12 protein-coding genes are annotated in these 10,585 nt (G+C 41.1%); 6 read left to right on the top strand and 6 right to left on the bottom strand.

Annotated features, from left to right (window positions below; all coding sequences use genetic code 11):
* From KGF70_RS15555 to KGF70_RS15530, 6 genes are all read right to left on the bottom strand, one after another.
* On the bottom strand, positions 1-544 hold a 544-nt coding region (locus tag KGF70_RS15555), incomplete at its 3' end, for a helix-turn-helix domain-containing protein (RefSeq protein WP_216768649.1).
* A 138-nt stretch (positions 545-682) separates the two neighbouring features.
* The gene (locus KGF70_RS15550; protein ID WP_105921854.1) at positions 683-1,312 is read right to left on the bottom strand and encodes a ketohydroxyglutarate aldolase; all 630 of its coding nucleotides are present in this window, start codon (positions 1,310-1,312) and stop codon (positions 683-685) included.
* 10 nt (positions 1,313-1,322) lie between these two features.
* Positions 1,323-2,213: a dihydrodipicolinate synthase family protein gene (locus KGF70_RS15545; RefSeq protein ID WP_216768647.1), complete on the bottom strand. Its 891-nt coding sequence runs from the start codon at positions 2,211-2,213 to the stop codon at positions 1,323-1,325.
* A 22-nt stretch (positions 2,214-2,235) separates the two neighbouring features.
* Positions 2,236-3,495 (bottom strand): PTS ascorbate transporter subunit IIC, encoded by a 1,260-nt coding sequence (locus KGF70_RS15540; RefSeq protein ID WP_216768643.1) that lies wholly within the window; start codon positions 3,493-3,495, stop codon positions 2,236-2,238.
* A gap of 31 nt (positions 3,496-3,526) precedes the next feature.
* The gene (locus tag KGF70_RS15535) at positions 3,527-3,814 is read right to left on the bottom strand and encodes a PTS sugar transporter subunit IIB (protein WP_105921857.1); all 288 of its coding nucleotides are present in this window, start codon (positions 3,812-3,814) and stop codon (positions 3,527-3,529) included.
* Between the two features lie 15 nt (positions 3,815-3,829).
* A complete protein-coding gene (locus KGF70_RS15530) occupies positions 3,830-4,291 on the bottom strand; it encodes a PTS sugar transporter subunit IIA (RefSeq protein ID WP_216768641.1) in 462 nt (153 codons plus the stop codon).
* 293 nt (positions 4,292-4,584) lie between these two features.
* On the opposite strand from KGF70_RS15530, the gene KGF70_RS15525 reads away from it, so the two are divergent.
* The 6 genes from KGF70_RS15525 (at position 4,585) to KGF70_RS15500 (ending at position 10,567) form a co-directional block, all read left to right on the top strand.
* Positions 4,585-5,178, top strand: a complete 594-nt coding sequence (locus KGF70_RS15525) for an SIS domain-containing protein (protein WP_216768639.1) — start codon at positions 4,585-4,587, stop codon at positions 5,176-5,178.
* Positions 5,179-5,389: 211 nt separating this feature from the next.
* Positions 5,390-6,064: a beta-phosphoglucomutase gene (gene pgmB, locus KGF70_RS15520; RefSeq protein ID WP_216768637.1), complete on the top strand. Its 675-nt coding sequence runs from the start codon at positions 5,390-5,392 to the stop codon at positions 6,062-6,064.
* 171 nt (positions 6,065-6,235) lie between these two features.
* Positions 6,236-6,658 carry an RDD family protein gene (locus KGF70_RS15515; protein WP_105921861.1) on the top strand — a complete coding sequence of 141 codons (423 nt, stop codon included), beginning with the start codon at positions 6,236-6,238 and terminating at the stop codon, positions 6,656-6,658.
* An 8-nt stretch (positions 6,659-6,666) separates the two neighbouring features.
* The gene (locus KGF70_RS15510; protein WP_122211931.1) at positions 6,667-6,933 is read left to right on the top strand and encodes a hypothetical protein; all 267 of its coding nucleotides are present in this window, start codon (positions 6,667-6,669) and stop codon (positions 6,931-6,933) included.
* 14 nt (positions 6,934-6,947) lie between these two features.
* Complete coding sequence (locus KGF70_RS15505; RefSeq protein ID WP_216768635.1) at positions 6,948-9,275, top strand: glycoside hydrolase family 65 protein; 2,328 nt, start codon at positions 6,948-6,950, stop codon at positions 9,273-9,275.
* 23 nt (positions 9,276-9,298) lie between these two features.
* Positions 9,299-10,567, top strand: coding sequence for an extracellular solute-binding protein (locus tag KGF70_RS15500; protein ID WP_105921864.1), 1,269 nt, complete (start codon positions 9,299-9,301; stop codon positions 10,565-10,567).
* The last annotated feature ends 18 nt before the right edge of the window (positions 10,568-10,585 follow it).

Below are 10,585 nucleotides of genomic sequence, written 5' to 3'. Positions count from 1 at the left end.
TAAATGTGTTTAGCGTTTTCTCTCCATTCGTTGAAAGTAGCTTTATAACAGACTGAATAAGCTGGTATCGAATATTAGCTTCGCTTCCAGAAACTTGGTAACCATTCTGACGGCTATACTGTATCTGTAAATGATTGTCCTTCAGTCTAGTATTTATTTCTTTAATGTCTTTTGAGATCGTTGACTGGCTGACTTGGACAAAGTCAATCAAATGAAAGAGAGACAAGTATTCTTGAGTAGTAGCGACACGGTAGAATAAGAATAGTTGGCGTTCTTCATTACTAAGAATATAGTTGTCAGGCAGCTTGTTTTCCTTGTTAGAACGCAGGCTTAACATGTATTTGTAGGTTTCTGGTGGGACAACGATATAAATGCCATCAGCGTTAATTGGCGCAAGCGCATGTTCTTTAAAGAAGCTATTTACTTTTCTTAAAGTGTATTCAAATTGTCGCTCACTGTACTTCAACTTGGTCAGTAAGTCTTGAGTTGTCATGGTAGGGGACTGAATTAACATATCAATGATTTGCAATTGTTTGAAATCCAATAGTATTCCTTCTTTCGATAAAATATACTATTTTTAGTGTAAACTATTGATCATAATTAATTGAATGTTGGAAAATATAAATACTAAAAGCTCTGTGCCTTAGTGATGTTAAAAGCACGGAGCTGAGACTAGTAGTTGTTATTTCTGGCGAAAATTGTCAATTTTAGTTCTAATATCTTGTGCATTTTTGGCAATCTCATCAGAGGAACCTTTTGAAAACGCACCTCCAATACCAACAATATCTACACCAGATTCAAGCCAATCTGTGATGTTATCCCCGTTGACACCGCCGGATTCTAGTAACGGTAGATCAGGAAGTGGTGTCTTGATCGTTGAGATAACATCTGGTCCGATAATTCCACCGTAAGGAAATACCTTGATAAAACTTGCACCAAAACGGGCAGCTTCCACCATTTCAGTCACGGATGTACAGCCTGGTGCGTAAGGAATCTGATATTGATTGCAGATTGCTGCAACTTCTTTATCAAAAATAGGCGAATAAATAAACGCGGCACCATGAGAAATAGCGTCTTTTGCAGTAGGAGCGTCAAGAACTGTACCTGCACCAACTAAAATACGTTCATCAAACTTTTTATGCAATGCATCAATTGCCAGTGGGGCAGAAGAATTTGTATAACTTACTTCCATTACATCTACGTGACCCTTCAAAATACCTGAAGCAATTTCAAGAACACGTTCAGTGTCCGCACGTACGACCGCGAGAGCGCCAGATTGATAAATTCGGTTCATTATTTGTAATTTTTTCATAATTATCACCTTAGATAATAGTCTTGTTTTTATAATCAATAATGACTGCTGAGATGGCTTGTTGTTGTTCAGCTGAAGGTGGTAAGCAAGGCGCGCATGCTGGTCCGACATCGATTCCACAGAGCTTTATTGCAACCTTTAAGGCGCCAGGAGTGGTTGCGCCGTGCAAGATCAAGCGAAGTGGTTCAATTGCAGCCTGACACTTCGCAGCGGCAGTTAAATTTCCAGCTTGATAATATTTAAAGATATTAGCATCGTTATCTGACAAGACATTTGCGGTGGCTGCAATTGCACCATCACCACCTAGCTTTAATAGTTCAAGAATTTTTGAGTCGGATCCCGCCAAAACAGCGAAGTCGGAGCGGGACCGCTTGTCCAGATATGCTTGCATGTTATCCAGCTTTCCTGAACTGTCCTTGATACCGATAATGTTGTTATTTTTCGATAATTCTGCAACAGTATCGGGAGCCACATTAACACCGGTTTTCCCTGGAATATTATAAATAAGAATAGGAATATCCACATTATTTGCAATTTCAGTATAGTGATGAATTAATTCGTCCTGAGTAGGTGGAACGAAAAAAGGTGTTATCACTGACAATGCATCTGGATGTAAGGCAGCAATCTTCTGACTAAATGCAATCGTTTTGCCTGTACTATTGAGGCCTGTACCGACATAAACGTTGATTCGATGTCCAACATAATCAATGACAAACTTTGCAAATTTTAGCTTTTCACTTTCGTCAAACATATATGCTTCGCCATTCGTACCAAGAATAAATACGCCAGATATTTGTGACTTTAACAGTTTATCTAGCAGTGCCTTTGTACGCTCTAAACTAATCTCACCGGTATCGGTGAGCGGCGTAACCATTGCAGCGATGATTCCGGAAACTTTCATAAATCGCACACTTCCTAATAACTTAGTGAATTAAACCTAGGAACCAGTTGAGTAGCGATCCGATAACGTTGTAATCGACATTAGGGAAGGTAGATCCAGTAATTCCTAGTGAAGAGAAGGTTGGGTAAAGTAATAGTGGCAAGAAGGCAAGCAACAACCCAACAACGAATGATCCTAAAATGGCCCCACGCCAGCCACCTGTTGAATTACCGAAGACGCCAGCTGTGCCTCCTGAGAAGAAGCAAATATGGGCGGCGGGAATAATGACGAGCGGAAATTTCAAAAATACCATGATAACAATTGCAAGTAAGCCAGCAGTATATGAGCTCAGAAAGCCAACAAGTACGGCGGTAGGTGCAAACGGAAAAATTGTAGGTACGTCTAACGCGGGCCGTGAGCCTGGGATGAATTTTTCTGAAATGGCGACAAACGCCGCAGTAATTTCTGCTAAGAACATCCGAACACCACTCATTAAAATTGAAATCCCAGCCGTGAATGTCAAAGCTTGAATAAGCGGATATACTAGCCAATCTGTTGTGCCAGATAGCTTTGTAACAACTGTTTTACCAGCTGCGAGCGCTGCAATATAGAAGATAATCAGCATAACGACAGCGACACCCATTAAAAAGTCCTTGAAAAATGATAACCATTCTGGAAACTTGATGTTTTCTGTCGTTTCATCTTTATGCTTACTAAATACACCTCCGAGAAAGCTGGATAAAGCGTAGCCAATCATATTAAAGTGTCCGATCGCCTGAGAGTCGTTACCGGTAATTTTACGCATGAAGGGCTGACAAAGTTGAGGGAGTGCTGCGGATACAAATCCTAAGATGGTACCTCCGACAATAATGGCAGTAGTATTGGTATAACCATAGGCTTTAAGGATTAATGCAAGAACACATGCAAAGAATAAACTATGTCCTCCGGTAAAAAAGACATTTTTAAATGGTGTAATTCTTGCAAATACTAAGTTCATAATGAATCCTAAGATCAGGGTGACAGATACGACAAACCCATATTTGCCTTGTGCTAATGCCGTAGCAGCTTCTGGCGCTGCAATGACTCCAGTAATATGAAATCCCTTTTGAAACATCGTATTGAAGTTTTGTAGGGTAGTGGTCATTGTACTAGCACCAACACCGAAAATTAGGAATCCGATAGCGGTTCTAAATGTTCCTGTCAAGACGTCAGTTGGCTTTTTATGTTGTGCCATTAGCCCGATTAGTGAGACGATACCTAAAAGAATGGCAGGATTAGACAGTAGACTTACAATAAACTGCATGATTTAACATCCTTTCATTGACCAATTTAGTTCAGGCACCTACTTTAGAAACGGCTTCGCTTAATTTGGAATAGATCTCGTTTTTGTCCATAATGTTGGTGATCCCAATAATTTCCTTCTTAATTCCTTCATTCTGTAAGTCTTGAGCTACATCACTAAGTGCGATGATGATTGGCCCATCAAAACTTGGGACACCATCGAGTGAAGAATGTTCGATAGTGACAGGAAGACTGTGTTCAGAAATGACCTCGTTTAATTTGATCTTTAACATTAAACTAGAACCAACACCAGCACGACATGCAACTAAAGCTTTAATCATAATAATCAACCTCTTTTAATTAATATTTTGTTTACAAAATTCTTGAATGTAGTTAAATACCGCATTTGTGTCGTTGGCGTGATCTAAAAAGTCATAAAAATCGTCTTTAGATAACAGCGCGACTAACTCTTGAAGCGCCTGCAGATGAGAGCTGGAATCTGGCGCACCTAGGGTAAATATGAAAGATACCGGATCATTATCTTTGTTGTGAAATCTAACAGCCGGATTCAGAACTGTTAACCCCATAGATAATTCATGAATTCCATATTTGCTTGGCGCATGTGCCAGTGCAACTCTGGGGGCTACGACAAAATAGGGACCGTAGTTTTGGACAGAATGAATGATCTCATTGACATATTCGCTTGTGATCAATTGAGCGTCTAGCAGTGGTTTTACAGATTTTTTGATGGCATCCTCCCAATCGTTTGCTTGTACATTCAAGCGGATATATTCAGGCTTGATAATTTTTTCTAACATTTAAATTCACCTCTTTTGCCTATCGCTTTGAACAATTACATCATACGTTGTAAGCGCTACCTTTTTCAATTCTCTTTCATTGTCACTTTTGTCCTGTAACTCGATAAAGATCGCAATCTAAACAAAATAAAATCAGCCAAGCTGCTGATATTGCAGCGTTTTAAATAGTGAACAATTATACTAAGTTGTACTTTTTGAGTGCACTATGAACAAAAGTAAGTATGGAAATCTATTGAAAGCGAGGTATCGGTTCCATATTCTGGATAGTGTAAAAACAGAAAGGATATGAGCTTATGACATCTGAAGTTTTATCACTAGTCACGAATACAATTGACAATGAGATGGAGACGTTAGAGAAGGTTCGCAATAGTGTCGATGATCGTTATCATGATGTGATTGATGCAATTCTTGCTTGCAGAGGTAAGGTTATCTTTATGGGGGTAGGAAAGTCAGGACTAATTGGACGGAAGTTGGCTGCGACTTTTTCGAGTACTGGGACACCGGCTTTCTTTGTACACGCAACAGAGAGTGTGCATGGCGACTTGGGTATGATTGAAGATAGAGATATCGTTATCTTAATTTCTAATAGTGGAGAAACCAGAGAAGTATTGGCACCATTACCATCTCTACAAGTCATCGGTGCTAAGACAATTGCGTTTACTGGAAATCTAACGTCGAGTTTGGCTGAGAAGACTGACTTAAGCTTATTGATTCCGATTGATAAGGAGGCGGATGCACTCAATTTGGCTCCAACTGCCAGCTCAACGGCTGTACTAGTGGTTGGGGACGCGATTGCATGTACGATTTCAGAACTCAAAAAGTTCAGCAAAGAAGACTTTGCTATCTTCCATCCGGGGGGCAGCTTGGGCAAAAAGTTAACTCAATAGAAGAACGAATACGTGAGGCCACTTCAAAATGACAAGAATTGAAGTGGCTTTTGTGTGCATCGTGCCTCAATCGCTGGCTGGAGATGTTGAAAAATAGTGTCTAATATACAAAATAACAATGAAAACGTTTTCGTAACGTGCTATACTACATCTGTCACATGAATATAAGCGCCGGCATCAATAGTTGGTCAAATATGAGGAGGAATGGCACATGGCTACATTTGAAGATATTAAGGGATTTGTTTTTGATTTAGATGGTGTAATCACTGATACCGCAGCATTTCATACGCAGGCTTGGCATCAAGTGGCGGATAAGGTAGGTGTTGAATGGGATGATCAATTGGGAGATGCACTCAAGGGAATTAGTCGGATGGACTCACTTAATTTGATTCTGGAACGTGGGAATAAGGAAAATGCATTTACGGAAGACGAAAAAGTTTCGTTAGCGACAGAAAAAAACGAGAATTATTTAACGCTCGTTAATCAAATGACACCGGCTAATATCTTGCCAGGCATCTCTGAATTTCTAGTGGCGTTACAGGATCAGGGCTACCAAATGTCATTGGCATCCGCTTCTAAAAATTCACCATTAGTGCTGAAAAAGCTGGGTTTATCCCGCTTCTTTACTAAAGCCGTGGACCCAACAACCTTGAAACATGGCAAACCAGATCCTGAGATTTTTAGGCGTGGTGCTGAATTATTAGCATTAGATCCGAGTCAATGTATCGGTGTGGAAGATGCTGCGGCCGGCGTTGCGGCGATTAATGCGGCAGAAGAAACTTCGATTGGAATTGGCAATCCCGAAACTTTAGCTAGTGCGGATATTAACTTTACAAAGACAACTTTGCTCACACTAGACAATATTAAAAGTGCTATGGATCGCTAAATAGCAGCACTTTTGGTGATGGATAGCGAGAACTAGATGTATGTTGAATCAAAAAAATCCGAATAAATAATAATGAAAGCGCTTGCTAAAAATCTGAATTAGGGTTATATTTGAGCCATGTTCGAAAACGTTTTTGTAACAAAAAGAAGGTCAATAAAAGGAGTGACCATAATGCGATCTAAATATCTGTTGCTACGCGTGTTGGCAGGCATGGTTGATGTGATTGTAGTGTATGTCCCGGTAGTTGTGTTGGCAATTCTAATTTTACATGCGAATTTTAGAGTTGCAGATATTTTAGGCCAGCTAGGGTTCGTCGTTTATAACATCATCATGATTGCAAGCTATCAAGGACAGACATTGGGGAAGAAGATTGGTCGCGAGTATGTCTTGATTAATGACGAGCTACCAAATGGCAAGATGTTAATTGCCGGGATTCGAGAAGTCACGAAAGTTATTTATTTTTTGCCATTCGTGGGTTGGATCTTCGGTGTAATCAGTTTGGTCTTAGGTGCGCTGACTGGTCGAATGATTCATGACTATTTTGGTAATAGCACGGTGGTATTAGAAAAAGATTTAGTACGGCTCGAGAAGTGAGGCTAACCATGAAAAACTTACCTTTAACTAATATTAATACCGTTGGTTTGGTTGTGGTGTTCTTGATCACCGTCATTTATGCGGTGGTGATCGTTTACAAACATCGGGACCGTAACGATATTCGGCAAATTTATAAATGGTATCTCGGTTATTTGTTGCCATTTATCGTGCTTTCCATGATTTTTCACTTACAGATTGCAATACAAATAGGCATCTATTTGGCAGGTGCAGGGATTATATTACATCGGTCGAATAGGTATTTTTACCGATATTGAGAGGGGCAGTATTCATGCAACTTGGAGTTGGAACGGATCCAAGCAATCCTTGGATTTTACAAGAAAAAGAATTTAATTCTCGCCATTTAGGAAAATTTGAAGCGGTGATGTGCCAGGGGAACGGCTACATGGGGGTTCGTGCAGCCACTGAAGAGCACTATGTTGGTGAGCACCGCGATATGTTAATTGCAGGGACGTTTGATAAATTCGATGGTGAGGTTAATGAATTGCCGAACTTACCGGATGTGACAGAAATCAAAATCGAAATTAACGGACAGTTATTGGACCTTAATCAGGGGGAAGTTAGTGATTATCGTCGAATCATTGATTTGAAAAGTGGCTTATTGACACGCTCATTTACCTGGACGATTGCTGAGCATGCTTACCGGTTAAAGTTTGAACGATTAGTTTCAATGGCTAATCGGCACTTGATTGTTTCACGGGTGACGATCACGCCGCTTGATGGTCAAGCGATAGTGAAAGTGCAATCGGGGATTGACGGACAGCAGACTAACAGTGGCTCGCAACATTTAGTTGAAGGCGACAAGCGGTTATTTGACGGCGAGTTTATGCAAATGTTAACCAGCACTAACGAGTCGAAGATTAATATGGCAATGACAACTTGTCACAAGTTTAAAACGGCTGATGGTCATGCGATTAAGCAGCATATGGAGATTGGGCGGCGACAGGTGTTCTTCAATTTTACGGATACGATTGCAGCTCAAGCTACCTTGCAATTTGTCAAATACAGCACGTTGGTTACTGATCGGGATAATGACTTTCAAGGTCAGGATTTAGCTGCGTTACAAGAATTTGGGTTAACACAGTTGAAGACAGCATGTGCCGAATCATTCGACGAACAACTGGCTGCAACGACGGCAGCTTGGCAGCAATCAGTGTGGGACTACGGTAAGTTGCAAATAGAATCTAGTGATATGGACGATCAAGTCGCACTTAATTTTGCTCGTTATCAATTAGCCATCTCAACGCCTGTACACGATCACCGCATGAATATTGGTGCGAAGGGCTTAACAGGTGAAGGCTACAAAGGTCATACTTTCTGGGATACTGAAATCTTTATGTTGCCATATTACATCTTTACTAAACCAGAAGTGGCCAAAAGCCTGATTGAGTATCGGTACTTGGGACTCGCGGGTGCACATCGAAAATCCCAGGATAATAAATATGCAGGCGCCCAGTTCCCATGGGAAGCGGCTTGGCCGTCGGATGGTGAATCGACACCGGTCTGGGGTGCTGCAGATATTATTACTGGTCGGGCGATGAAGATCTGGTCTGGATTTATTGAACAACATATTACGAGCGATGTTGCGTATGGTGCGATGGAATATGTTAATGCTACTGGCGATGATCAATTCGCATTAGACAAGGTTTACGAGATTATTTTGGATGCCGCTCGATTCTGGGCGAGTCGTCTTGAATATAACGAAACAGCTGATCGCTACGAAATCAATGATGTGATTGGTCCAGATGAATACAAAGAACATATCAATAACAATGCATTTACCAACTACACAGCTCAGTGGACGTTGCAAACAGCCATTGATTTGTATGAAGTGCTAAAAACTAATGAGCCTAAGAAGTTTGCCGAGCTCAACCAGAAGTTGGATTTGGATAAGTACTATCAATTATGGCAAGCACAAGTTGATAAAATTTACTTGCTACAGCCCAATGCTGATGGTGTGATTCCAGAAAATGATACGTACTTGTCTCTCAAGACGATTGATTTAAGCAAGTACAAGACGGCTGAACATGTTGGCGGCATCTTCAATGATTATAACTTGGATCAGATTTCTAAGATTCAAGTAACTAAGCAGGCGGATGTCCTACTGTTGCTGTACTTGTTTGAACAAAAATTTGCGGCTCAAGAAAAACGGATTAATTGGGATTATTATGAACCGAGAACGACACATGATTCATCTTTGTCCCTATCAACACACGCGGTATTAGCATCGGATCTTAAGATGACCGATAAAGCCTATGAGTTGTTCCAGCGGGCCTGCCAGATTGATATTGGTCCAGACATGGCGTCATCTAATGATGGCACTCATTCAGCGTCATTAGGCGGTATTTGGAATGCAGTCGTGTTCGGTTTCGGGGGCGTACGGTTGTTAGGTGAGACGCTCAGAATTGAGCCACATTTGCCGGAAGCTTGGACCAATTTGAGCTTTGAAATCTTTTGGCAACAACAACGGTTACGAATTACAGTTGGTAAGTCACGTTTGACGGTTAAAGCGCTTGATGCAACAGCACCAGTTAGCTTTGAACATCGGGGTAAGCAGTATCGATTAAGTGAAAATGAAAGCGCAATCATAGACTTGTAAATTACTTGAGGAGTGAGCATGTTATGAAAAGTTGGATTAAAAGTATCGGGGTATCAGCTGCGCTAATGGCATCTGTTGGCATGTTGGCAGCTTGTGGAAACAAGTCATCATCGTCTAAGCAAACTGATTTTAAAGGTCAGACTTTAAAAATTGGGATCTGGTACGGTAGTGATCAGGAACGTTCTGGTATCAACAAGGTTATTAAGGGCTTTGAGAAGAAGACCGGCGCTAAGGTTACAACTAAAGTCTACACGAATTTTAACACCCAGATTCAGGCTGATTTATCAGGACACAAAGCACCAGATGCGTTTTATATGGATTCATCAATGTATCCGTGGTTTGAAAAACAAGGGGTACTTGAAAAGTTAGATGCTAAGCAGATGCAGTCTTCTAAGTTTTATCCTAATCTGATCAATGCCTTCAAAACAAAGGGTAACTTGTATGGTGTTCCTAAGGATAATTCAACATTAGGCTTAATGGTTAACAAAAAGATGTTGAACAAGACTGGCGTTAAGATCACAAGCATTCCAACGAGCTATGATGGCTTGATCAAGTGGCTACCTGGATTCCAAGCTAAGCTCGACAAAGCTTATGGTAAGAACAAGGTCAAGGCGATGACTTATGATCAAGATATGGCCCGCAATTATACGATTATGAAGACTGATGGTGGGAAGCCAATTAAGTCTAATGGTGATGCTAATCTTGCCAGTGCCAAAGTACTTGAAAATATGAAGTTGTATCAACGGCTAGTTGCAACTGGTGCAGTCGCAACTGCGAAGGATTTAGGCGCTGGTGACAACGGGACTGCTTTTGGGACCGGTAAAGTTGCGCTGACTGAAGAAGGAAATTGGACTTATCAAGTTCAAAATCAACAGTACAAGACAGATTACGCCGTCTTACCAATGCCATCTTATAAAGGTTCTCGTCGTGGGATGATCTTTACCGTTGGCTGGGGCGAATATGCTGGTAGTAAGGTTAAGCCACTTGCGAGTGCTTGGATTGCGTATGCCACCAGCAAAGAAGGTCAATCAAAGTGGGCAAAGACCGTTGGTACCATGCCTAGCCGTCCGGATGTCGCTAAAGAATTGAAACTAACCGATAACGATGCGATGAAGACCTGGTTAGGTGCAACTAAGTATTCCACCGTATGGCAAGATGGGACGACTGCAGCGACAGTTAACACATCATATCAAAACTTTGTTGCAAAAGCCTTAGATGGTAAAACAACGATGAAGTCCGCCATGACAAGTGCTGATAAGCAAGCCAATGCCGCGATTTCTAAAGCAAATTAAAGTTTGGAACGGTAGGAC

The organism is Lactiplantibacillus sp. 7.2.4, assembly GCF_018991185.1.
Lineage (GTDB): Bacteria > Bacillota > Bacilli > Lactobacillales > Lactobacillaceae > Lactiplantibacillus > Lactiplantibacillus pentosus.
Note: the sequence above shows the minus strand (reverse complement) of the source record. Positions and strands in the feature narration are given on the sequence as shown.

Bases quoted from the DNA above. Each gene is read 5' to 3' on its own strand.
- KGF70_RS15550 (WP_105921854.1), bottom strand. From the start codon at position 1,312: ATGAAAAAATTACAAATAATGAACCGAATTTATCAATCTGGCGCTCTC.
- KGF70_RS15500 (WP_105921864.1), top strand. From the start codon at position 9,299: ATGAAAAGTTGGATTAAAAGTATCGGGGTATCAGCTGCGCTAATGGCA.
- KGF70_RS15530 (WP_216768641.1), bottom strand. From the start codon at position 4,291: ATGTTAGAAAAAATTATCAAGCCTGAATATATCCGCTTGAATGTACAA.
- KGF70_RS15505 (WP_216768635.1), top strand. From the start codon at position 6,948: ATGCAACTTGGAGTTGGAACGGATCCAAGCAATCCTTGGATTTTACAA.
- KGF70_RS15540 (WP_216768643.1), bottom strand. From the start codon at position 3,495: ATGCAGTTTATTGTAAGTCTACTGTCTAATCCTGCCATTCTTTTAGGT.
- KGF70_RS15515 (WP_105921861.1), top strand. From the start codon at position 6,236: ATGCGATCTAAATATCTGTTGCTACGCGTGTTGGCAGGCATGGTTGAT.
- KGF70_RS15510 (WP_122211931.1), top strand. From the start codon at position 6,667: ATGAAAAACTTACCTTTAACTAATATTAATACCGTTGGTTTGGTTGTG.
- KGF70_RS15545 (WP_216768647.1), bottom strand. From the start codon at position 2,213: ATGAAAGTTTCCGGAATCATCGCTGCAATGGTTACGCCGCTCACCGAT.
- KGF70_RS15525 (WP_216768639.1), top strand. From the start codon at position 4,585: ATGACATCTGAAGTTTTATCACTAGTCACGAATACAATTGACAATGAG.
- KGF70_RS15535 (WP_105921857.1), bottom strand. From the start codon at position 3,814: ATGATTAAAGCTTTAGTTGCATGTCGTGCTGGTGTTGGTTCTAGTTTA.
- pgmB (WP_216768637.1), top strand. From the start codon at position 5,390: ATGGCTACATTTGAAGATATTAAGGGATTTGTTTTTGATTTAGATGGT.